The following is a 21,647-nucleotide window of genomic DNA, read 5'->3' on the forward strand; positions in this document are numbered from 1 at the left end:
AGGCCGCGGCGCGGATGCCGGCGCGCACCGGCATCCGCACCCGAGGGCTACTGCTTGGCGACGAGGGTCAGCACGTCGTAGCTCGCCACGAGCTCGTCGCGCTGGTTCTTCAGCACCGCATCCCAGCGCACCTCGCCGTACTCGTCGGTCTCGCGCGGGGTGATCTGCTTCGCGGTGAGCTCGACGCGGATCGCGTCGCCGGGCGACACGGGCGTCACGAAACGCAGGTTCTCCAGGCCCGAGTTGGCGAGCACGGGGCCCGGCGCCGGCTCCACGAAGAGACCGGCCGCCCACGACACGAGCAGGTAGCCGTGCGCCACGCGCCCCGGGAAGAACGGGTTCGCCGCCGCGGCCTCCTCGTCCATGTGGGCGTAGAACGTGTCGCCCGTGAACGCCGCGAACGTCTCAATGTCGTCGAGCGTGACCGTGCGCGAGCCCGAGACGACCTGGTCGCCGATGCGGAGCTCGGTGAGGGGCTTGCGGAACGGATGCGTGCCCTCGGGCCGGGCGGTCGCGCCCTGGTGCCAGACGCCGGTGATCGCCGTCAGCATCTCAGGGGTGCCCTGCACCGCGGTGCGCTGCATGTGGTGCAGCACGGCGCGCACGCCGCCGAGCTCCTCGCCGCCGCCGGCCCGGCCCGGGCCGCCGTGGACGAGCTGCGGCATCGGGGAGCCGTGCCCCGTCGAGGTGCGGGCGTCGTCGCGGTCCAGGACGAGCACGCGGCCGTTGTAGGCGCCGATCGCGACCGTCAGACGCGCGGCCGTCGCCGGGTCGTGGGTGGCGATGCTCGTCACGAGCGAACCGCCGCCGCGGGCGACGAGCGCAGCCGCCTCCTCGATGGTGTCGTAGCCGAGCACCGCCGACACCGGGCCGAACGCCTCGATCTCGTGCACGGCATCGGCCGATGCATCCGCGAAGCGCAGCAGGGTGGGTTCGACGAACGCGCCGTCGCCGGCCTCCCCCGTCGAACCGTCGGCGAGGCGCACCTCGGCGGGGGCGGCGCCGCCGGTGAGGACGGTGCCCCCGGCATCCACCAGCCGCCCGAGCTGCCGCAGCACCTCGTCGCGCTGCGCGAGCGAGGCCAGCGGGCCCATCGTGACGCCCTCGGCGCGGGGGTCGCCGATGACGACGCGCTCCGCGAGGCGTGCGGTCACGGCATCCACCACCGCGTCGACGGATGCCGCCGGCACGATCGCCCGGCGGATCGCGGTGCACTTCTGCCCCGCCTTCGACGTCATCTCGGCGACGAGCTGCTTGACGTACGCGTCGAACTCGGGGGTGCCGGCCGACGCGTCCGGGCCGAGCACGCTCGCGTTGATCGAGTCGGTCTCGGCGGTGAAGCGGACCCCGCCCGTCTGCACGGACTCGTGCGCGCGCAGCTTCTCGGCCGTCGACGCCGAACCGGTGAAGCCGACCATGTCGCCGAGGCGCAGCGCCTCGAACAGGCCCGGCACGCTGCCCGACACGAGCTGCAGCGAGCCCTCCGGCAGCAGCCCCGACTCGGCGAGGATCCGCACCATGTGCACGGCGAGGTAGCCGGTCGGCGTCGCCGGCTTCACGAGCGTCGGCATGCCCGCCAGGAACGCGGGGGCGAACTTCTCCAGCGACCCCCACACCGGGAAGTTGAAGGCGTTGATCTGCACCGCAACGCCCGGCAGACGCGTGAAGATGTGGCGGCCGAGGAACGAGCCGTCCTTCGAGAGGATCTCGGGGGCGCCGTCGACGTAGACCTGCCCGTTCGGCATCTCGCGGCGGCCCTTCGACGAGTACGCGAAGAGCACGCCGATGCCGCCGTCGATGTCGACCCACGAATCCTGCTTCGTCGCGCCGGCCTTCGCCGACAGCTCGTACAGCTCGCCCTTGCGCTCGGTGAGGGCGAGGGCCATCCGCTTCAGCAGCACCGCGCGCTGGTGGAAGGTCAGCTCGCCGAGGCTCGCCTGCCCCGCCGTGCGGGCGTACTCGAGCGCCCCGGAGAGGTCGAGGCCCTCGCTCGTGACGCGCGCGACGGGCTCGCCGGTCGCGGCGTCGCGGATGACGGCGGCGCCGGCCGCGGCGGCCTCATCCGGCATCCACCACCCGCCCTGCACGTAGCTCGGCAGCACCTCGGGCGTGTTCGCGGTCATCGGGTCTCCTCAGGGGTCGGGTGCGGATGCCGGGGCGCGATCCACGCGCTCACGACTCGGTCCAGTCGTAGAAGCCGCGGCCGGCCTTGCGGCCCACGGCGCCCTCGGCGACCATCCGCCGAAGCAGCGCCGGGGGTTCGAAACGGTCGCCGAGGCTCGACGCGAGGTACTCGGCGATGCCGAGCCGCACATCGAGGCCGACGAGGTCGGTCAGGCGCAACGGGCCCACCGGATGCTTGTAGCCGAGCGTCATCGCCGCATCGATGTCCTCGGCGCTGGCGACGCCGTCCTCCAGCATGCGGATCGCCTCGAGGCCGAGAGCGACGCCGAGGCGGCTCGACGCGAACCCGGGGGCGTCGGCGACGGTGATCGGGGTCTTGCCGATCGCCCGCACCCAGTCGCGCGCCTCCGCGAGGAGGGCCGGATCGCTCGCCGGGCCCTGCACGAGCTCGACGAGCGTGGAAGCCGGCACCGGGTTGAAGAAGTGCATCCCGAGGAACCGCGCCGGCCGCTCGAGGGCCGCGGCGAGCTCGCCGATCGAGATCGAGGAGGTGTTCGTCGCGAGCGCCGCCCCGGCATCCAGCACGGACTCGACGCTCGTGAGCGCCTCGAGCTTCAGCTCCACGACCTCGGGGACGGCCTCGACGACGAGCCCGCAGCCGGCGAAGGCCGACACGTTCGTCGCCGACGCGTACCGGCCGGCGAGATCCTCGAAGGATTGCTCGGTCGTGCCGCGCGAGATCGACTGCTCGAGCGAGGTGCGGATGCGGGTGGATGCCGCCTCCGCCGCGTCCTCATCGCGCTCGACGACGGTCACCCGGGAGCCGGCGAGGAGGAACGCGTGCGCGATGCCGGCGCCCATACGGCCGCCGCCGAGGACGCCGACGCTCGCGGGGGCTTCGGGGGTGCTCATGGGGTCTGCTTTCTGTCGCTGGTCTGCGCGCCGTCGGCGGGGGTGTCGGCGGGGTCGGTGCCGGCGCCGGCCTTGGCGGCGCGGGCGCTCGCACGGCGCTCGAGGAACTCGGTCATGCGGCGCATCTTCTCGGGGCTCTCGAAGAGCACCGCCTGCTCCTCGCCGTCGATCGCCGGATGCGCCTCGCGCGGGGCGCGGAACGCCCGCTTCGTCGCGGCCGTCGCCGCCGGGTCGTTGCCGGCGATGCGGTCGGCGATCGCGTGCGCCGCATCCAGCAGCCCGTCGGCCTCGTGCAGGGAGGACACGAGGCCGATCGCCAGCGCCTCCTCGGCCCGCACCGTGCGGCCCGTCAGCAGCAGCTCGATCGCCCGGGCATCGCCCACGATCTCCTTCAACCGCCAGCTCGCACCCGCCGCAGCGAGGATGCCGAGCCCCGTCTCGGGGTTGCCGATCTTCAGCTCGGGCGTACCGATGCGGATGTCGGCCGCATACGCGAGCTCGGCGCCGCCGCCCAGGGCGTAGCCGTCGAGCGCGGCGATCACCGGCATCGGCAGTTCCGCGATGCGGACGAACGCGTTCGCGTTGATGCCCTCGAGGGCGTCGGCCGCGCGGCGCTCCCGCAACTGCGCGATATCGGCGCCCGAGGCGAACACGCCGCCCGCGCCGGCGAGGATCAGGATGCGGGGCTCGTCCTCGAGCTCCGCGCACAGCGCATGCAGGGCGTCGATCGTCGCCCGATCGATCGCATTGCGCTTTTCGGGGCGGTTCAGGGTCGCGACCACCCGGTCGGCGCGGCGCTCGATGAGGAGGGGTGCGGTCGCCTCCGGCTCGCGTGCCGCCCCGGCTGCGGCGCTTCCGGCATCCACCGCGGGCATCAGACGCGCTCCACGATCAGGGCCTGGCCCTGCCCGACGCCGACGCACATCGTCGCCAGGCCGTAGCGGGAGGCTTCGCGTTCCATGCGGCCGAGCAGGGTCACGACGAGGCGCGAGCCCGACGAGCCGAGCGGATGCCCGAGCGCGATCGCCCCGCCGTCGGCGTTGACCCGATCCGGGTCGAGGCCGAGGCGCCGCATGCTCGCGATCGACTGCGTCGCGAACGCCTCGTTCAGTTCGATCGAACCGAGATCGCCGACCGTCAGCCCCGAACGCCCCAGCGCCTTCTCGGTCGCCGGAACCGGGCCGAGGCCCATGATCTCGGGCGCGATGCCCGCGCTCGCGCCGACGACGATCCGGGCGCGCGGGGTGAGCCCGTAGCGTTCGACGGCGGCGGCGCTCGCGACGAGGATCGCCGAGGAGCCGTCGTTCAGCGAACTCGCATTGCCCGCCGTGACGACCTCGCCGCCGGGCACGACCGGGCGGAGCCGCGCGAGGGCCTCGAGGCTCGTGTCGCGCCGCGGCCCCTCGTCGACCGCGACATCGCCGGCCTTCGTCGGCACCGCCACGATCTCGGCCTCGAACCGGCCCGCATCGATCGCGGCGGCGGCGCGCTGCTGACTGCGGAGCGCGAAGGCATCCGCCTCCGCACGGGTGATGCCGTCGACGCGGGCGACCTCCTCGGCCGTCTCGGGCATCGAGAACGTCGCCTTGTCACGGGCGAGCAGCTTCGGGTTCGGGAAACGCCAGCCGATGGACGTGTCGTACGCCTCGCCCGGTTTCGCCCACGCGCGATCCGGCTTCGCCTGCACCCAGGGCGCTCGCGTCATCGACTCGACGCCGCCGGCCACGATGAGGTCGGCGTCGCCGGCGCGGATCGCCTGCCCCGCCATCGTGATCGCCGACATCCCGGAGGCGCACAAGCGGTTGACCGTGATGCCCGGAACGCTGTCGGGAAGCCCGGCCAGCAGCACCGACATGCGGGCGACGTTGCGGTTGTCCTCCCCCGCCTGGTTCGCGGCGCCGAGGATGATCTCGTCGATCTCGCCGTACGCCTCGGCCGGCATGCCGGCGCGGGTGAGGGCCTCGCCGACGACGAGCGAGGCGAGATCGTCGGGGCGGATGCCGGCGAGAGCACCGCCGTAGCGGCCGACGGGCGTGCGCACGCCGCCGACGAGATAGGCCTCGGTTCGGGGGGACTCTGACGCCAATGCTGCTCCTGACTGCGCTGTCGGTGGGGGTGTTCGGGCCGTTGCCCGCAGTGGATGCCGCGGGTCGCCGGCCGGGTCGTCGCCGGCGCCGTGCGCACCCGCGAATAAGTGACCGATCGTTCAGGAAGTAAGTATGCCCCACGGGCGCGCCGCGCGCCACTCGGCGGCGGGCGGGCGGGGCGGGCCGTACACTGAGGGCATGGCAGAGGTCGCCGCGCTCGCGCTCAACGTCGCGATTCCCGAGGAGTTGCGCTGGCGCGACACGCGCCGCGACGAGGAGTTCGAACTGCAGTCGATCACCGTGCGGCTCCTGCCCGACGGAACGCTCGCCGCGAAGGCCTACGGGCGCCCCGTCGCCGGCGGGCGCGGAGCCTACGTGTCGTTCGCCGTGCGCCGCTCCCCCGAGATCGACCGCCTCATCGACGACGCCGCGCACGAGGCCGCGCGTCGCTGGAGCGCCCAGCGCGGCCTGCCCGCCTGATCGCGCCTTCCGCGAGTGGATGCCGCGGCGCACCGGCGCCGGCAGCGGCACCCGGCAGCGGCACCCGGAAACGGTTCCGGGGGTCGTCCCCGGGTCTCGATACGCTCGCTGACGCTCGCTACTCGACCGGCGGATGTGCTCGTCGGTCGAGGAGGCGCGCAGCGCCGTATCGAGACCCGGGAATAACGACCCCCGGAAGAGATGGAGCGCGCGGGACGCGCGGCGCCGGTTATGCGGAACGCGGCTCGGCATCCACCGCGGACGGAGCAGCGTCCTCGGGATCGGGCGCGTCAGCCGCATCCACCTCGGGCGCAGTCTCGGGCTCGGGCGACGGCGCGAGCGGCGCCTCGGCGAGTTCCGCGAGCAGCGGGTCGCCGAGGTACACGTCCTCGAAGTCGACGTCGATCTCGGCGCGGCCGAGGAGCTCGGCCATGCGGCGCTGCCGGTTCCGCGGGATCAGCGTGACGACGCGGCCCGCCTTGCCGGCGCGGCCCGTGCGGCCGGCCCGGTGCAGATACGTCTTGTACTCGTCGGGCGCGTCGGCCTGGATGACGAGGTCGATGTCGTCGACGTGGATGCCGCGGGCGGCGACATCGGTGGCGACCAGCACATCCACGCGGCCGCTCGTGAGCTGCTGCAGGTTGCGCGTGCGGCGCGACTGGTTCAGGTCGCCGTGCAGGGCGACCGCGGCGATGCCGGCGTCTTCGAGGTGATCGGTGAGATCCTCGGCGAACGCGCGCGTGCGCGAGAACACGAGGGTCTTGCCGTCGCGGTCGGCGAGGGCGGCGACGATGTCGCGCTTCTCGCGGTTGTCGATGACGAGCACGTGGTGCTCGATCGTCGACGAGGCCTGGTCTTCGCCGGCGACCTCGTAGACGGCCGGGTCGACGAGGAACTCGTCGACGAGCGCCGCGACGCCCGTGTCGAGCGTCGCCGAGAACAGCAGCTTCTGGCCGCCGTCGGCGGTGCGGCGGATGATCCGCTGCACGGGCTCGAGGAAGCCCAGGTCGCACATGTGATCGGCCTCGTCGAGCACGGTGATCCGCACCTGCGAGAGGTCGAGGCGGCCCTGTTCGACGAGGTCCTCGATGCGGCCGGGCGTGCCGATGACGATGTCGACGCCGCGCTGCAGGGCACCGACCTGGCGGCCCTGCGGCACACCGCCGTAGATCTGCGTCGTGAACAGGCCGACGCTCTGCGCGATCGGCTGCACGGTGCGGTCGATCTGCAGGGCGAGCTCGCGCGTGGGCGCCAGGATCAGCGCGCGCGGCGCCCGGCCCATCTCGCGGCGCTTGCGGGCGTTCTTGCCGAGCCCCGCAGTGGATGCCGCGTCGCGCTCTCCGCCGGCGTCGCGCTGCCGGGCGGCCCAGTCCTGCATCAGCCGTTCGACGGTCGGGGCGCCGAAGGCGATCGTCTTTCCGGACCCGGTGCGGCCGCGGCCGAGCACATCGCGACCCTCGAGGACGACGGGGATCGTCGCCGCCTGGATCGGGAACGGGGACTCGGCGCCGAGCTCGGCGAGGGTGCGGACGATGTTCTGGCCGAGACCGAGATCGGCGAAGCTCGTGCCCTCGGTCGCGTCGGCCTGCACGGCCTGCGCCTCGAGGCGCTCGAGCACCACGTCGTCCTCCGGACCGAACGAGCGCTGCTCGCCCTTCGCCGGGTAGTAGGAGGAGGGGCGACGCTCGGAGTCGCGGAAGCCCGGCCGATCGAAGGAGCGACGGCGATCGTCGCGGTCGAAACCGCGCTGCGGGCGATCGGCGCGGTCGCGGTCGAAGGAGCGGGCCGGGCGGTCGGTCCGGTCGGTGCGGTCGAAGGAACGCTGCGGGCGGTCGCCCCGGTCGTAGGAGCGCGGGCGCTCGTCGCGGGTGCGGGGCGCACGGTCGTCGCGGTCGAAGGAACGCCGCGGGCGGTCGTCGCGGTCGTACGAGCGCGGGCGGTCGTCGCGGTCGTACGAGCGGCGGCGGTCGTCGCGGTCGAAGCGGCCCGGGCGGTCGTCCCGGTCGAACCGGTTCGGGCGGTCACCGCGGTCGTACGAACGTGCGCGGTCGTCCCGATCGGAGGAACGGCGCGGGCGGTCGTCGAAGGAACGCCGGCCGCCGTCGCGGGCACCGTCGAAGGAACGGTCGCCGCGCGAGCGGTCCGGGCGGTCGCCGCGGTCGTACGGGCGCCGCTCGTCGCGGTCGAAGCGGCGGCCGTCGCGCTGCCCATCGCGGGCGTCGCGCCCGCCGGAGGGGCGGTCGGCGCGATCGTACGAGGGACGGGCGGAGCCGCCGGTGCGGCGACCTTCCGGCATCCGCTCGCCGCGGCCTTCGCGGTCTGCACGGTGGGGCGAGCGGCCGGCATCCAGTCGCTCGTCGCGAGTCCAGCGGGCCTTCTTCGGGGCCTCGTCGGGGCGGTAGCCGCGGTGGCCGGGGCTGCGCGAGCCGGCCTTGGCGCCGCCGGAGCGCTTGCCGCGGGCGGGGTCGAAATCGCGGGCGGGGCGGCCGCCGGCGGGCTTCTTGTTCTTGGGCATCGTGGTGTTTCCTGGGTTGAACTCGTGTACATGCAGCACGGCGCACCCGCTCCGTGGCGGTGCACTCCGAGAACCCGGGCTGTCTCAGGCCGGGGCCGATCACATACGTGTGACTATCCGCCGCTCGAACTGCGACGGAACCGGCCCTCGGGACTCACAAACCCATCCGCGCATCGCGCGGTGTCCAGAACCGACCCGCCCACGATACCGGTGGATGCTGTGAGGCGCCCCCGAGCCGCGCGCAACACCGCCGTAACAGGTGTCGCATACGGTGCCGGCATGAGCACCACCGCGACGCCCGCCTTCACCGTCTCCCTCGAACCGCCCCGGCAGCCGGCGGTCGAGGCGATGCTCGGGGCCGGCGCCGCCTTCGCGCAGAGCCTGTACCCGCCGGAGTCGAACTTCCTGCTCGACGTCTCCGAACTCGAGGCGCCCGGGGTTCGCTTCTACGTGGCTCGGGATGCCGCGGGCGAGGCGATCGGCACCGCGGCCCTCGTCGCGGACGCCGCCCGGCCGGCCCGCGCCGAGCTCAAGCGCATGTACGTCGAGCCCTCCGCCCGCCGCCTCGGCGTCGCCCGCGGCCTGCTCGAGCACCTCGAAGCGGATGCCGCGGCGCACGGCATCCACGAGATCGTCCTCGAAACGGGCGACCTGCACACCGCCGCGCAGGCCCTCTACGAGCGCGCGGGCTATCGCCCCATCCCGCAGTTCGGCCAATACGTGGGCGAGGCCCACTCCGTCTGCTTCGCGAAAGCGGTCTCCCCGGAGCGCTGAGCGCAGGCGCGGGCGCGCCGCGGGCGGGGGCGCCCCGCTCAACCGCACCCCGCTCGCGCACACCCGCGCATCCGGACCCCGCGAACCCCGCGCACCCGCACCCGCTCGCGCGCACGGCGCTCCGTGCACCCCGCGCACCCGCTCGCACACCCCGCGCAACCCGCTCGACGCAGCCCGCGCATCCGCCGCCTTCACGCATCCGCACCCCGACGCATCCACTCGCCCAGGCGCATCCGCACGCGCTCTTCGCCCACCCAAACGCTTCCGGGGTCAAATCCCGCCACACTTCTGCGATCGAGCACCTGCAGGTGGCAGGAAATGACCCCCGGAACGCATTCGGCCGCGGCGAAGGTCGCCCCCGCTCCGGAGGGGGCGCTCGCAGCCCAGGAATCTCCGGTTCCCTTCCGGGGGTCGAATCCCGCCACATTTCTGCGATCGAGCGCCTGCAGGTGGCAGGAAATGACCCCCGGAAGGATAGGAGTGGCAGTGGGGATACGCTCGTGCCGTGGGCCCGGACCGACGGATTGCAAGCAGCACGAGCAGCACGAGCAGCACGAGCAGCACGAGCAGCGCGGTCGGCGTCGTGCTCGCGGCGGGCGTCGCGCTTGCGGCCGGGCTCTCCGGTTGCGCGCCCGCATCGGATCCGCGGCCGGTCACCGGCCTCACCGTCGGCGGGCTGCTCGACCTCGCTCCGGAGGCGGGGCTCACCGTGTACGACGTTTCGGTTCCCGTGCTTGACGAGCCGGCCACCTATGCCCCGCTGGACGCGGCCGACTTCCGGATCATCGCGGCCTGCGGCCGGACGCTGGACGACGACCTCGAGACCGTGCCGATCGCCGTCATCCCGACCGAAGCCGTGACCCCGGAGATCACCGAGCAGGCGCGGGCAGGCGAGTTCGATGCGCTGATGCTGGAGTGCGACGCCGCGGCGCGGTGACGTTTTCTCGGGTTCGGCTTGGCGGCGGGGGCGGTGCGGGGTAGCATCGCTGCACCCGCGACATCCCCGGAGCCCGCATGCACCCGACCCGTCAGGCGGGCCGGTCGCATCCGAGCGGCGAGGGCCCGCGCCTCCTCCCCCGTACACCGCACGGCGACGCCGCCCCGAACAGCGCCCGCACCGGGCGCGGCGAGCGCGGCATCCGCACCCGACGGCGCACCGCCTTCGCGGCCGCGGGTGCGACGCTCGCCCTCGCGGCGGTCGCCGCGCTCTCGGGCTTCCATCTGCCGCTCGCCACAGTCGACGCCGACGGCGCCTCGGGCGAGGTGCCGGCGGGCGCGCGCCTCGGCATCCGCACCTTCACGACCCCCGACGGCCTGACCGTCGACGCCGACCTCGAGTACGGAACGCAGCCCGACGGCACGCTCCTCACCCTCGACGTGTGCCGCCCCGAGGGCGGGGCGGCGACGGCACGGGCGGCGGTCGTCGCGATCCACGGCGGCAGCTGGCAGCGCGGCGCGAAGGACGACCCCGACTGGCGCCGCGTGTGCCTGTGGCTCGCGAGCGAGGGGTTCGTGGCCGCCGCCGTCGACTATCGGCTGGTGCCCGATGCGGTGTTCCCCGCGCAGATCGACGACGTGTCCCTCGCCGTCGAGTGGATGCGGGAGCACGCCGCCGACTTCGGCGCCGATCCGTCGCGCATCGGCGTGCTCGGCGGTTCGGCGGGCGGGCAGCTCGCGACCCTGCTCGGCACCCGCGGCGAGGGGGCGACGGATGCCGGGTCGCGCGTCGCCGCCGTCGTCGAACTCTCGGGGCCGGTCGGGCTGCGCGAGCCCGAGCTCGAGAGCGACGGCGCCTCGGACTGGCTGCGCGGCATCGTCGACGCCTACCTCGGCTGCGAGCCCGAGCAGCGGGGTGCGGACCGCGCCGCCTGCACGGAGGCGCGCGCCGAGGCGACACCGGCCGGCCATGCGGATGCGAGCGATCCGCCCGTCTTCATCGGGCACGCGACCGACGAGATCATCCCGCTCGCGCAGGCCGAACGCCTCGCCCGCGAACTGCGCGAGGCCGGGGTCGTCGTCGAGCTCGCGGTCGTGCAGGGCGGCGGGCATTCCATCGGCATCCTCGGCGAGGAGCTGCGCGCGAAGGTCGCCGCGTTCCTGCACGCGCACCTCGCCCCCGTGCCGGCTTCGGAGGCGGAGGCCACCTCCGCGCGGTGAGTGGACACAAATGCAGGGTGCGACGGCATCCACACCGGGTATGCGCGCCTCGGCCTCGTCGCGCTGAGGCGCCGCGGATGCAGGGTGCCGGGGCATCCACTCGGGGCATATGCACTCGCTGCCCCTCGCCTCGCCGCCCGACAGCCTCGCGAAAACAGGCCGGACTGCCCGCCCGGCACCGAACGCAGGCCGAATCGACCGGTACGGCGGCGGGGCTGCCTGCTTCCGATACCGCGACGGCGGCACAGACCGCCCGCAGTGGATGCCGGGGCGCGGTGCCGCGCTCGGTGCACCGCCCGCCCCGCATCCACCGCCGCACCTCCGCCGCCCGCCCCGGTGCCCGCACCCGCCACCTTCCGTTCCGGGGTCGTTTCCCGCCAGATTCACGCGGGGATGCTCGGATTCGTGGCGGAATTCGACCCCGGGAAGCGGAGAGCGGGCACAAAGGGGGCGGAGGCCGCGTCCGCGCGGTGAGTGGACACGAATGCAGGGTGCGAGGGCATCCACACCCTGCGTTCTCGTCCACTCACCCTTCGGAGCAGGCCGAACCCGCGCCGTACTGCGGTAGCGGGGCGGATCGCTCCGCGGGGTGATGCGCGCGGGGGCGGGCGGTGGAAGAGTTGCGGGTGTCATGAACGAGAACGAGGCGGCGGCCGGGCGCGCGCCGGCATCCACCCCCGAACGGCGGTTCCGTGCGCGGCTGCTGGCGGCGGCGGTGGGGGTCGCCGTCGTGCTGTACGCGGTGTCGGTGCCGATCGGTGCCGCCGTGTACGGGGTGAACGTGGCGGCGATGTTCGCGCTGGCGCTGCTGACGTGCGGGGCGATTCCGTTGGCGGTGCGGATGCCGTGGGTCGCCGCCGTGGCGGCATCCGTCTCCGCGAACGTGTTCACGGGCCTGTCGGCCGGTTCCGCCGATGCGCCCTGGCCGTGGCCGGTGACGACGATCATCGCCGCCGCCGCGATGCTCATCGTGGCCGGCCTGACCCGCCCGTGGTGGACGGGGCTCGGCTCGTGGGCGATCGTCGCGCTGCCGCTCGTGCCGTGGGGGTTCCGGGATGCCGGTGCCGCCGCCGACGCGATCGCCGCGGCCGCCATCGCGCTCCTCGCCCTCGCGGCGGCGATCGCCATCGCCGCGCGTCGCACGATCGCCCGCGAACTGTTCCAGGAGCGCGAGCACGCCGCCGAGATCGACGAACGCCGGGTGCTCGTCGAGGAACGCAACCGCATCGCCCGCGAACTGCACGACGTCGTCGCGCACGGCCTCTCCCTCATCCATGTGCGGGCGACGAGCGCTCCGTACCGAGTCGAGGGCCTGCCGCCCGAAGCGACCGCCGAGTTCGGCGAGATCGCCGCGTCGGCGCGCACCGCGCTCGGCGAGATGCGGCAACTGCTCGCGGTGCTCCGCAGCGAAGAGACGGTGGCCGAGTCGGCGCCGCAGCCGGGCATCCCCGAGCTCGACGCCCTCATCGACTCGGTCGAGAGCGCCGGCGTGCCCGTCGAACGCAGCATCGGCGCGGGCCTGCCGGATGCCGGGATCCTGTCGACGACGGTGTACCGGATCGTGCAGGAGTCGCTCAGCAACACCGTGCGGCATGCGCCGGGCGCCGCGGCATCCGTCGACGTCGACCGCCGCGACGGCCGGATCACGGTGCGCGTCGTGAACGGCCCCGCACCGCAGGGCGATGCCCGCGTCACCGCGCGCGCCGAGCGGGAGACGGGCGGCGGCCACGGCCTCATCGGGATGCGCGAGCGGGCGACCGCGCTCGGCGGGCAGGTGGAGTACGGTGAGACCGCCGACGGCGGGTTCCGGGTGCTCGCGGTGCTGCCGGCCGGCGAACGGCCCGACGACGAGGAGCGCCCGTGACGATCTCGATCCTCATCGCCGACGATCAGGCGATGGTGCGCGCCGGGTTCGCCGCCGTCCTCGGCGCCCAGCCCGGCATCGAGGTGCTCGGGCAGGCCGCCGACGGCGCCGAGGCGGTGCGGCTCGCGCGCGAGCTGCGGCCCGACGTCGTCGTCATGGATGTGCGGATGCCGGAGATGAACGGCATCGAGGCCACGCGCGCCCTGCAGACGCCGCCGCGCGGCACCGACTACCGGCCGCGCATCCTCATGCTCACGACCTTCGACATCGACGACTACGTGCACGAGGCGCTCCGGGCCGGCGCGAGCGGGTTCCTGCTGAAGGATGCGACGCCCGACGAGCTCACGAACGCGGTGCGCGTCGTCGCCGGCGGCGAGGCGCTGCTCGCGCCGAGCGTGACCCGGCGCCTCATCGAGGAGTTCGCGCGGGCGGATGCCGCCCCGAAACCCGATCCATCGCGCCTGAACGGCCTCACCGATCGTGAACGCGAGGTGCTCACCCTCGTCGGCCGCGGCCGCTCCAACGCCGAGATCGCCAAGGAACTCTTCATCGCCGAGCAGACGACGAAGACGCATGTGAGCAAGATCCTGCAGAAGCTCGGCCTGCGCGACCGGGTGCAGGCCGTCGTCCTCGCCTACGACACGGGGCTCGTGCGGCCCGGCGAATAGGGCGCGGCGGGCGGCGGCGAGTGGATGCCGGGGCGCAGCCGGGGCCGGCGAGCCGCCGCACCGTACGCCGGTAGGGGGTCGAACCGCTCCGCAGGGCGATGCCCCGCCGGCATCCGTCTTCCTAACCTGCCTGCAACGCCGGAGACCCCGGCCGCAGGGAGGAAGCGATGACCCTCGCAGACGAACGCCGCGCAACGCGGCCCGCGCCCGGCACGGCGCCCGGCGGCGCGCCCGGCACCGCGCCCGGCCTGACCGGCAGCGCCCCGGCATCCACCGCACCCGCACGCGACCGTTCGATCGACGCGGTCCGGGCCGGCCTGCTCATCGTGGTCGTCGCCCTGCACGCCGTCATGGTCGGCGTCGGCCTCGCCGCCGACGGATCCCCCGCGCTCGGCAACGCCCTCGAGCACCGGCCGGGTTTCGCGCCGGCGAGCTGGTTCGTGCAGATCATGCCGCTGTTCTTCGTCGTCGGCGGCTTCGCGAGCCTCCACCACTGGCGGTCGATGCGCGGCCGCGGCGACACGCCCGCCGCGTATGTGCGCGCCCGCGTCGAACGGCTCGTGCGGCCGGCCGTGTGGATGGTCGGCATCGTCGCCGCCCTCCTCGCGACCGCCGCCGTCGCCGGCCTGCCGGGCGAACTCGTCGCTGAGGCCGGCTTCCGCATCGGGCAGCCGCTGTGGTTCCTCGCCGTGTACATCGCCTGCTCGGCGCTCGTGCCGCTCATGACCCGGTGGCACGAACGCGCGCCGTTCCGGGCGCCGCTCGTGCTCGCCGCGGCCGCCTCGGGTGTGGATGCCGCACGCCTGGCCACCGGCCTCGAAGGCCTCGGGTTCCTGAACCTCCTCTTCGTCTGGCTGCTGATGCGGCAGCTCGGCTTCCTCCTCGCCGACGGGTTCGTGGATCGCCTGCCGGCATCCACCCGCATCGCCGCCGCGGCCGCCGCCGTCGCCGCGCTCGCCGTCTGCTTCGCCACCGGCGCCTACTCGCCCGACATGTACGAGAATCTGAACCCGCCGAACGTGACGCTCGTGCTGCTCGGTGTCGCCCAGCTCGCGCTCGTCAGCCTCGCCCGGCCCGCCATCGCCCGCGTCGCCGCACGGCCCCGCATCGCCCGCGCCGTGCGCACCCTCGGGGCGAGCTCGATGACCGTCTACCTCTGGCACCTGCCCGTCATGGTGCTCGTGGCCGGGCTCATCCTCGCCGGCCACAGCGCCTACGGCCTGCCCGTGCCCGACCCGCTGTCGGCGGAATGGTGGATCAGCCGGCCCCTGTGGCTCGTCGCCGTCGGGCTCGCGCTCGCGCCCGTGGTGCGGGCGACGCGGCGGTTCGAGGGTGCGCCGGCATCCACTCGGGAACGCACCGCGACCCCCGCACGCTCGGCCCTCGCCGCCGCGAGCGGCACCGTCGGCACCGGCGTGGTCCTCGTCTTCGGGTTCGGGGCGCTGCCCGCCTCGCTCGCGCTCGCCCTCTACGGCATCGCCCTCACCGCCGGCCGCGGGTCTGCCCGCGAACCCCGTACGAGGGGGTAGCATCCCGGCAGGGGGGATGCCACGTGACCCGAACTCGCACCCGGAACCGCACCATCGGCGCACTCGGAGCGCTCGCGCTCGGCGGGCTCATCGCCTTGCCCGGCCTCGTGCCGCCGACCGCAGAAGCCGCACCGATCGCCGCCGTCAACCCGGTGACGCTCGGCGAACGCGCCAACTCCGGCTTCCTCGTGTTCGTGCGCGGCGACGTGCAGCTCGGCCCGAGCAGCGACGAAGCCGAGGGCACCATCGCCGCCGGCGGCGACCTGCGGTTCCACCAGGCGTACAACGTGGCCGCCGGGCGACCGCCCGCATCCACGTTCCGCTCCCCGGGCGACGACGCCGACACCTACCTCTACGTCGGCGGCCGCGTCTCATGGGGCGCGAGCAGCAGCGCCCTCAGCATCCACAACGGCGGATACGTCAAGATCGCCGGCGGCGACTTCGACGTGCTGCACAAGAACCCCAACTCGACCGAGATCGTCCGCCCCGGCGAGACGAGCCCCGACGCGAGCCCGCGCATCTTCAACGACCGCATCGCCCAGCCCGCGGCATCCGTCGCCGACACCACCGGCGCCCCCGACTTCGACGCCGCCTTCGCCCGCTACACCGAGCTGTCGAGCGGGTTCGGCCAGTGCACCCCGAGCAACGAACTCCTCGACGGGCCCGGCGAGAACGCCCTGCCCGTGCCCCGCCCCATCGACCGGCACGTCTCGCAGGTCTACCTCGACCTCATCCCCGGCCGGACGAACGTCGTCACCATGACCGGGGCGGAACTGGCCAACATCGACCAGATCGGATTCCTCAACGGCCAGCGCGCCACCCGCGACACGCCCGTGCTCATCAACATCGTCGGCGGCGACTTCGAAGGCCCGATCCCGCGTCAGGGGTGGGATGCCTCCCAGGCACCCTACGTGCTCTTCAACTTCCCCGACGCATCCCGCGTGCACGTCACCGCCAACACCGCGGAACTGAACGGCACCCTCTACGCGCCCGCCGCACGCGTCGCCTGGCAGGCCACCCAGAACATCTCCGGCAACGTCATCGCCGCCGAGTTCGTGCACGGGCTCGACCGGGCCGCAGGCCTCGCCGGCCACTCGCGGGAACTGCACGAACTCCCCTTCGACGCCGAACTCTCCTGCGACGAGAACACCGGACGCCTCACCCTCGTCAAAGAAGTCCTCGGCTCCGACGAGGATCCCCGCTCCTGGACCCTCACCGGCACCGCCGCCGACGGCGAGACGATCTCCGGCTCGACCGGAGACCCCGCCGTCACCGGCGCCGAAGTGCCCGCCGGGCAGCACGTGCTCGAAGAATCCGGCGGCCCGGCCGACGTCGACGACTACGTCGTCGGCGGGTGGATGTGCGGACCGCGGGGCGAGGAGGGCTCGCTCGTCATGGAGGGCGGCGTCGTGACCGTGCCGCCGGGAGGCGACATCGTGTGCACCATCGTGAACACGTACGCGCCGCCGACGCCGGAGCCGACGCCCACGCCTACGCCGGAGCCGGGGCCCTCGCCTACGCCGGGGCCGACGGAGACTCCGGAGCCCTCGCCTACGCCGGGGCCGACGGAGACTCCGGAGCCCGCGCCCACGCCCACGCCGCCGGTGACGCCTACGCCGACGCCTACGGAGCCGGAGCCGACGGAGCCGGAGCCGACCACGCCTGGGCCGACCACCCCGGGGCCGGCGCCCGAGACGAACGCTCCGGAGACGACCGAGCCCGAGACCACGGCGCCGGAAACGACGGCTCCCGAGACGACGGCTCCCGAGACGAGCGCGCCCGAGACGACGGCGCCCGAGACGAGCGCACCGGCCCCCGGCTCGACCGAGCCCGAGACGCCCGCCCCCGCCCCGGCGACGCCCTCGCCCGGGCCCGGCGGCGTCGCCGGAACCGGCGTCGACCCGTGGCCGCTCGCCGGACTCGCCGCGATCCTCCTGGCCGCCGGACTCGGCTTCGCCCTCCGCCGCCGCCCGTCCACGCACGACTGAGCGGGGGCGCTCACTCGGGGGCGCTCAGCGCCCGGTGCCGTGGATGCGCTCGGAGAGGGTGCGCGCAGTGCCGCGCACGAGGGCGGGCAGTCCGTCGGGTTCGCCGCGGCCCGCCGGAAAGGTCACCGCGACGGCCGCGGCGGGCCACCCGAGATGGTCGACGACGGCCGCCCCGACCGAGGCGAGCCCGTCGGTGACCTCGCCGTGCTCGGTGGACCAGCCGCGCTCGCGGGTTTCGGCGAGTTCCTGTTTCAGGCGGCGGTACGTCCAGTCGGCGGATCCGCGCCCCTCGAACGCCGCACGATCCGGGTAGAGCGCCCGCAGTTGCGCCGCCGGCAGGAGGGCGAGCATCGCCCGACCGGTCGCCGTCAGATGCGCGGGCAGCCGCACGCCGACGTCGGTGACGAGCGAGGGGCGACGCGGGGCGCGCTCCTCGACGAGGTAGACGACATCGCGCCCGTGCAGCACGGCGAGATGCCCGCTCTCGGCGACCCGGTCGACGAGCTGGGCGACGAGGGGGCGGCCGAGCCTGGCAAGCGGTTCCTGGCGCGAGAAGCCGCTCGACAGCTCGAAGGCGGCGACCCCGAGACCGTACCGGCGCTCCTCGGGCAGGTGCACGACGAAGCCGTGCTCGGCGAGCACCGCGAGCAGCTGGTAGACGGTCGAACGCGGCAGGTCGAGGGCTGCGGCGATCGTCGCGGCGGGCACGGGGCCGCGCTGGCCGGCGAGGTGGGTGAGGATGCCGAGGGTCGCCGCCGCGGCCGGTGCCTTCTCGGATGCGCGCATCGCCCCTCCCGTCGCAGCGAGTGTAGGGCGTCGGCGGCGCGCCGCCCGGCACCGCCGGGCGCGCCGCGCAACGGTGCCGCACCCGGGGCGCGCGCAGCGGCATCCACTCGTCGGCCGGTCCGGGATCCCGGACGGCATCCACGCGCCGAACGCCCCGCCGCGCACGACCCCGCGCGACGATCGGAGGATGAGCACTCCCGTCACCGTCGGCACCGGCCCCCTCACGATCGACGAGGTGGTCGCCGTCGCCCGCCACGGCGCCGAGGTGCGCATCGACCCCGACGCGCTCGCCGGCGTCACCGCGAGCCGCGCGATCGTCGAGGCCCTCGCCGGCGACCCCGACCCGCACTACGGCATCTCGACCGGCTTCGGCGCCCTGGCGACCACGTTCATCGCCGCCGACCGGCGCGCGCAACTGCAGGCGAGCCTCATCCGCTCGCACGCGGCCGGCAGCGGCGCCGAAGTCGAGACCGAGGTGGTGCGCGCCCTCATGCTGCTGCGGCTGTCGACCCTGATGACGGGCCGCACGGGCGTGCGCGCGGTCACCGCCGAGACGTACGCGGCGATGCTGAACGCCGGCATCGCGCCGATCGTGCGGGAGTACGGCTCCCTCGGCTGCTCGGGCGACCTCGCCCCGTTGGCGCATGTGGCGCTCGCGGCGATGGCCGAAGGCGAGGTCCGCGTCAGCGGGCCTCGCAAGGCGGCAGCCCCAGCGAGCGAGGAGCACCGCTCCGAGCCGCGTCCCGCGGAAGACCTCGGACAGGACAACCCTCCGACGAGCGCCGACCCGAGCACCCGCATGCCCGCCGCCGATGCCCTCGCAGCCGCCGGCATCCGCCCCCTGCGCCTCGTGGAGAAGGAGGGGCTCGCCCTCATCAACGGCACCGACGGCATGCTCGGGATGCTCGCGCTCGCCGCCGACGACCTCGCCCGGCTGCTGCGGACGGCCGATATTGCGGCGGCGATGAGCGTGGAGGGGCTGCTCGGAACCGACCGCGTGTTCGCCGACGACCTGCAGCGCTTGCGGCCGCAGCGGGGGCAGCGGTCGGCGGCGGCGAACATCCGCCGCGTGCTCGGCGGTTCGCCGATCGTCGCGAGCCACAAGGGCCCCGAGGACGGCCGGGTGCAGGATGCGTATTCGCTGCGGTGCGCGCCGCAGGTGCACGGTGCTGCCCGCGACACGCTCGAGCATGCCCGCGGGGTCGCCGAGGCGGAGTTGGCGAGCGCGATCGACAATCCGGTGCTGACGCCCGACGGGCGGATCGAGTCGAACGGTAATTTCCACGGTGCGCCGGTCGCGTACGTGCTCGACTTCCTGGCGATCGCGGTCGCGGACGTGGCGTCGATGAGCGAGCGGCGCACGGACCGGTTCCTGGATCCGGCCCGCAATCACGGCCTGCCGCCGTTCCTCGCGCACGAGGTCGGCGTCGATTCGGGCCTCATGATCGCCCAGTACACGGCGGCGGGCATCGTCAGCGAGCTGAAGCGGCTCGCGGTGCCGGCGTCGGTCGATTCGATTCCGTCGTCGGCGATGCAGGAGGACCATGTGTCGATGGGGTGGGCGGCGGCCCGGAAGCTGCGGCGTGCGATCGACGGGCTCGCCCGGGTGCTGGCGATCGAGATCATGACGGCGGCCCGCGGCATCCGTCTGCGGGAACCCCTCGAGCCTGCCGTCGCGTCGGGCGCGGTGCTCGCGCTGGTCGGTTCGCGCCCGGGGCCCGACCGCGTCGTGTCGACCGAGATCGAGGAGACGGTGCGGCTCGTGACTTCGGGGGCGGTGCTCGGCGCGGTGGTGGATGCCGTGGGCCCGCTCGAATGAGGCCGGTTCGTACCTGAACGTCGGCCGTGAAGCGCGTGGGTCTGCTTGTGCGGATTCGGAGGAACCCAACAGACTGGTGACGATCGCGGCCGTTCGGGGGGACCGACGCCGCGGCACAGTGAGGGCGCATATGCGGTTCGACTGTTCCACCTGGAGTCGGGGACGACGAGTGGATGCCCTGCGGCCTGTTTCCGGCGGCTCGACGATGCTCGGTGCTCGCGGACTCGGCCGGTGGATCGCGGCCCTCGGTCTCGCGGCGCTCGTCGCGGCATCGACGACCGTGCCGGCGGCGACGGCGGTCGAGGAGACGCCCGTGGAAGGATCGGCCGCGCCGACCGACCCGGCGCCGACGGATCCCGGCGGTACGCCCGCGCCGAGCGAACCGGGCGAGACCCCCGACCCGACGGACCCGGGCGAGACCCCGGACCCGACCGACCCGGGCGAGACCCCGGACCCGACCGATCCGGGCACCCCGACGCCCACCCCGACGCCGACGCCCGATCCCACCGACCCGGCCACTCCGACACCCACTCCGACGCCCACGCCGACGCCCACGCAGACCCCGACGCCGAAGCCCGGAGCGGAGTCCTCCGGCGAGACGGTCGTCGAGGGCCCCCTGCTCACGACGGACGCCCCGATCGTGCGCATCACGGCATCCGCCGACCGCGATGTCGCCAAGCTCCTGACCGCCCGCACCCGGCTCGCGAAGGCGCAGCAGAAGCTGCAGACGACGAAGGACGAGCTCGAGGCCGCCAAGCGTGCCGAACAGGCCAACGAACGCCTCGCCGAGCAGGTCGAGGAGGCCGCCGGCCGTGCTCGCGAAACCGCCGACACCGCCGCACGCCTCTACCTGCGCGCCGCCCGCGGGCCGGCCGCCGGTGCGAACGCGCTCGACGTGATGACCGGCAGCGGCGACCTGCTCGACGGTCTGGCCGCCGTCGACCGGCTGAACGGCCGCACCGGCGACGTCTCCGAACTGCTCGCCCGCGCCGCCGACCGCGAGGACGAAGCCGCAGACCTCGAAGCACGCGCCGCCGCCGCCTGGCAGAAGACGCAGGACGTCGGCGTGACGCGCTACGAGGCGGCCGCCGCGACCGCCCAGCGGGCGTTCGCGACGGCGAAGACGAGCCTCACCGAGTTGCAGAGCTCGGTGGCGTCCGCGGCATCCGCCACGGTGCTCTCGCTCCCGGCGGACTCGGGGCAACTGAGCACGCAGGGCTGGTCGTGGCCGGTGACGGGGCGGATCACCGACGGCTACGGGCCGAGGCCGGATCTGCCGATCGCCGGCGTGAACGAGTTCCACCGCGGCACCGACATCGGCACCGAATGCGGCTCGCCCGTCTTCGCGGCGACCGCCGGCACCGTCGTGGCCGCCGGCCCGAACGGCAGCTACGGCAACTGGGTGCTCATCGACCACGGTTCGGGGGTGAGCACCGGGTATGCGCACCTCGCCACCGACGCCGGCATCCTCGTCGAGATCGGCGACGAGGTCGAAGCCGGGGGCCTCATCGGCCGGGCCGGCTCGACCGGCGCATCGACCGGCTGCCACCTGCACTTCGAGGTGCGCCTCGGCGGCGTCGCCGTGGATGCGCTGCCCTTCCTCGCCGCGAGCGGCGTCTCGCTCGGCTGACCCTCGCCGCCGGTTGAGGAGGCGCGCCAGCGCCGTCTCGAAACCACTCGCGGGCCTCGATACGCCCCTCGTCCCTCGGTGCTACTCGACCGCCGGGTGGTCGCCGCGCGCGGCGTCTCGCTCGGCTGACCCTCGCCGCCGGTTGAGGAGGCGCGCCAGCGCCGTCTCGAAACCACTCGCGGGCCTCGATACGCCCCTCGTCCCTCGGTGCTACTCGACCGCCGGCGGCCGCCCCGAGCGGCGCCCCTCTCCGCCGGTTGAGGAGGCGCGCCAGCGCCGTCTCGAAACCGCTCGAAGGTCTCGTTACGCCCCTC

General features: G+C 74.2%; 16 protein-coding genes. 10 read left to right on the top strand and 6 right to left on the bottom strand.

Features of this window, described 5'->3' with window-relative positions; genetic code table 11:
- Window positions 1-47: 47 nt before the first annotated feature.
- From paaZ to G127AT_RS05950, 4 genes are read right to left on the bottom strand one after another with little or no spacing between them, the layout of a single operon-like run.
- Window positions 48-2,123, bottom strand: a complete 2,076-nt coding sequence (paaZ, locus tag G127AT_RS05935) for a phenylacetic acid degradation bifunctional protein PaaZ (RefSeq protein ID WP_210901018.1) — start codon at window positions 2,121-2,123, stop codon at window positions 48-50.
- A gap of 49 nt (window positions 2,124-2,172) precedes the next feature.
- The gene (locus G127AT_RS05940; protein ID WP_210901020.1) at window positions 2,173-3,036 is read right to left on the bottom strand and encodes a 3-hydroxyacyl-CoA dehydrogenase family protein; all 864 of its coding nucleotides are present in this window, start codon (window positions 3,034-3,036) and stop codon (window positions 2,173-2,175) included.
- Window positions 3,033-3,911 (bottom strand): enoyl-CoA hydratase/isomerase family protein, encoded by an 879-nt coding sequence (locus tag G127AT_RS05945; protein WP_210901021.1) that lies wholly within the window; start codon window positions 3,909-3,911, stop codon window positions 3,033-3,035. The genes G127AT_RS05940 and G127AT_RS05945 overlap by 4 nt, the downstream gene beginning before the upstream one ends.
- The gene (locus G127AT_RS05950; protein ID WP_210901023.1) at window positions 3,911-5,122 is read right to left on the bottom strand and encodes an acetyl-CoA C-acyltransferase; all 1,212 of its coding nucleotides are present in this window, start codon (window positions 5,120-5,122) and stop codon (window positions 3,911-3,913) included. The genes G127AT_RS05945 and G127AT_RS05950 overlap by 1 nt, the downstream gene beginning before the upstream one ends.
- A gap of 199 nt (window positions 5,123-5,321) precedes the next feature.
- Between G127AT_RS05950 and G127AT_RS05955 the strand changes: the two genes are divergently transcribed.
- Complete coding sequence (locus G127AT_RS05955) at window positions 5,322-5,603, top strand: hypothetical protein (protein ID WP_210901025.1); 282 nt, start codon at window positions 5,322-5,324, stop codon at window positions 5,601-5,603.
- Between the two features lie 229 nt (window positions 5,604-5,832).
- On the opposite strand, the gene G127AT_RS05960 is transcribed toward G127AT_RS05955, so the two are convergent.
- Window positions 5,833-8,118 carry a DEAD/DEAH box helicase gene (locus G127AT_RS05960; RefSeq protein ID WP_210901027.1) on the bottom strand — a complete coding sequence of 762 codons (2,286 nt, stop codon included), beginning with the start codon at window positions 8,116-8,118 and terminating at the stop codon, window positions 5,833-5,835.
- A gap of 279 nt (window positions 8,119-8,397) precedes the next feature.
- Between G127AT_RS05960 and G127AT_RS05965 the strand changes: the two genes are divergently transcribed.
- The 7 genes from G127AT_RS05965 to G127AT_RS05995 all read left to right on the top strand — a co-directional run bounded on the left by G127AT_RS05965 (window position 8,398) and on the right by G127AT_RS05995 (window position 17,098).
- Window positions 8,398-8,892, top strand: coding sequence for a GNAT family N-acetyltransferase (locus G127AT_RS05965; RefSeq protein WP_210901029.1), 495 nt, complete (start codon window positions 8,398-8,400; stop codon window positions 8,890-8,892).
- A 505-nt stretch (window positions 8,893-9,397) separates the two neighbouring features.
- Window positions 9,398-9,829: a hypothetical protein gene (locus G127AT_RS05970; protein ID WP_210901031.1), complete on the top strand. Its 432-nt coding sequence runs from the start codon at window positions 9,398-9,400 to the stop codon at window positions 9,827-9,829.
- Window positions 9,830-9,906: 77 nt separating this feature from the next.
- On the top strand, window positions 9,907-11,049 hold the full coding sequence (locus tag G127AT_RS05975) for an alpha/beta hydrolase (RefSeq protein ID WP_210901033.1): 1,143 nt from the start codon (window positions 9,907-9,909) through the stop codon (window positions 11,047-11,049).
- A gap of 631 nt (window positions 11,050-11,680) precedes the next feature.
- The gene (locus G127AT_RS05980; protein WP_210901035.1) at window positions 11,681-12,913 is read left to right on the top strand and encodes a sensor histidine kinase; all 1,233 of its coding nucleotides are present in this window, start codon (window positions 11,681-11,683) and stop codon (window positions 12,911-12,913) included.
- Window positions 12,910-13,581 (top strand): response regulator, encoded by a 672-nt coding sequence (locus G127AT_RS05985; RefSeq protein WP_210901036.1) that lies wholly within the window; start codon window positions 12,910-12,912, stop codon window positions 13,579-13,581. Before G127AT_RS05980 ends, G127AT_RS05985 begins: the two co-directional genes overlap by 4 nt.
- A 167-nt stretch (window positions 13,582-13,748) precedes the next feature.
- Complete coding sequence (locus tag G127AT_RS05990; RefSeq protein ID WP_210901038.1) at window positions 13,749-15,110, top strand: acyltransferase family protein; 1,362 nt, start codon at window positions 13,749-13,751, stop codon at window positions 15,108-15,110.
- A gap of 23 nt (window positions 15,111-15,133) precedes the next feature.
- The gene (locus G127AT_RS05995) at window positions 15,134-17,098 is read left to right on the top strand and encodes a collagen-binding domain-containing protein (protein WP_210901040.1); all 1,965 of its coding nucleotides are present in this window, start codon (window positions 15,134-15,136) and stop codon (window positions 17,096-17,098) included.
- Between the two features lie 24 nt (window positions 17,099-17,122).
- Here the strand turns inward: G127AT_RS05995 and G127AT_RS06000 are convergent, their stop codons facing one another.
- A complete protein-coding gene (locus G127AT_RS06000) occupies window positions 17,123-17,884 on the bottom strand; it encodes an IclR family transcriptional regulator (RefSeq protein ID WP_210901042.1) in 762 nt (253 codons plus the stop codon).
- A 187-nt stretch (window positions 17,885-18,071) separates the two neighbouring features.
- Between G127AT_RS06000 and hutH the strand changes: the two genes are divergently transcribed.
- Together hutH and G127AT_RS06010 are read left to right on the top strand one after the other, a co-directional pair.
- A complete protein-coding gene (hutH, locus tag G127AT_RS06005; RefSeq protein ID WP_210901044.1) occupies window positions 18,072-19,703 on the top strand; it encodes a histidine ammonia-lyase in 1,632 nt (543 codons plus the stop codon).
- A 205-nt stretch (window positions 19,704-19,908) separates the two neighbouring features.
- On the top strand, window positions 19,909-21,333 hold the full coding sequence (locus G127AT_RS06010; RefSeq protein ID WP_210901045.1) for a peptidoglycan DD-metalloendopeptidase family protein: 1,425 nt from the start codon (window positions 19,909-19,911) through the stop codon (window positions 21,331-21,333).
- Window positions 21,334-21,647 lie beyond the last annotated feature (314 nt).

It is taken from the genome of Agromyces archimandritae (assembly GCF_018024495.1).
Taxonomy (GTDB): domain Bacteria; phylum Actinomycetota; class Actinomycetes; order Actinomycetales; family Microbacteriaceae; genus Agromyces; species Agromyces archimandritae.

What these genes read in the sequence shown, in the direction of transcription:
- paaZ (WP_210901018.1), bottom strand. Translation starts at nt 2,123, where the DNA reads ATGACCGCGAACACGCCCGAGGTGCTGCCGAGCTACGTGCAGGGCGGG.
- G127AT_RS05940 (WP_210901020.1), bottom strand. Translation starts at nt 3,036, where the DNA reads ATGAGCACCCCCGAAGCCCCCGCGAGCGTCGGCGTCCTCGGCGGCGGC.
- G127AT_RS05945 (WP_210901021.1), bottom strand. Translation starts at nt 3,911, where the DNA reads ATGCCCGCGGTGGATGCCGGAAGCGCCGCAGCCGGGGCGGCACGCGAG.
- G127AT_RS05955 (WP_210901025.1), top strand. Translation starts at nt 5,322, where the DNA reads ATGGCAGAGGTCGCCGCGCTCGCGCTCAACGTCGCGATTCCCGAGGAG.
- G127AT_RS05960 (WP_210901027.1), bottom strand. Translation starts at nt 8,118, where the DNA reads ATGCCCAAGAACAAGAAGCCCGCCGGCGGCCGCCCCGCCCGCGATTTC.
- G127AT_RS05965 (WP_210901029.1), top strand. Translation starts at nt 8,398, where the DNA reads ATGAGCACCACCGCGACGCCCGCCTTCACCGTCTCCCTCGAACCGCCC.
- G127AT_RS05975 (WP_210901033.1), top strand. Translation starts at nt 9,907, where the DNA reads ATGCACCCGACCCGTCAGGCGGGCCGGTCGCATCCGAGCGGCGAGGGC.
- G127AT_RS05980 (WP_210901035.1), top strand. Translation starts at nt 11,681, where the DNA reads ATGAACGAGAACGAGGCGGCGGCCGGGCGCGCGCCGGCATCCACCCCC.
- G127AT_RS05990 (WP_210901038.1), top strand. Translation starts at nt 13,749, where the DNA reads ATGACCCTCGCAGACGAACGCCGCGCAACGCGGCCCGCGCCCGGCACG.
- G127AT_RS06000 (WP_210901042.1), bottom strand. Translation starts at nt 17,884, where the DNA reads ATGCGCGCATCCGAGAAGGCACCGGCCGCGGCGGCGACCCTCGGCATC.
- hutH (WP_210901044.1), top strand. Translation starts at nt 18,072, where the DNA reads ATGAGCACTCCCGTCACCGTCGGCACCGGCCCCCTCACGATCGACGAG.
- G127AT_RS06010 (WP_210901045.1), top strand. Translation starts at nt 19,909, where the DNA reads ATGCTCGGTGCTCGCGGACTCGGCCGGTGGATCGCGGCCCTCGGTCTC.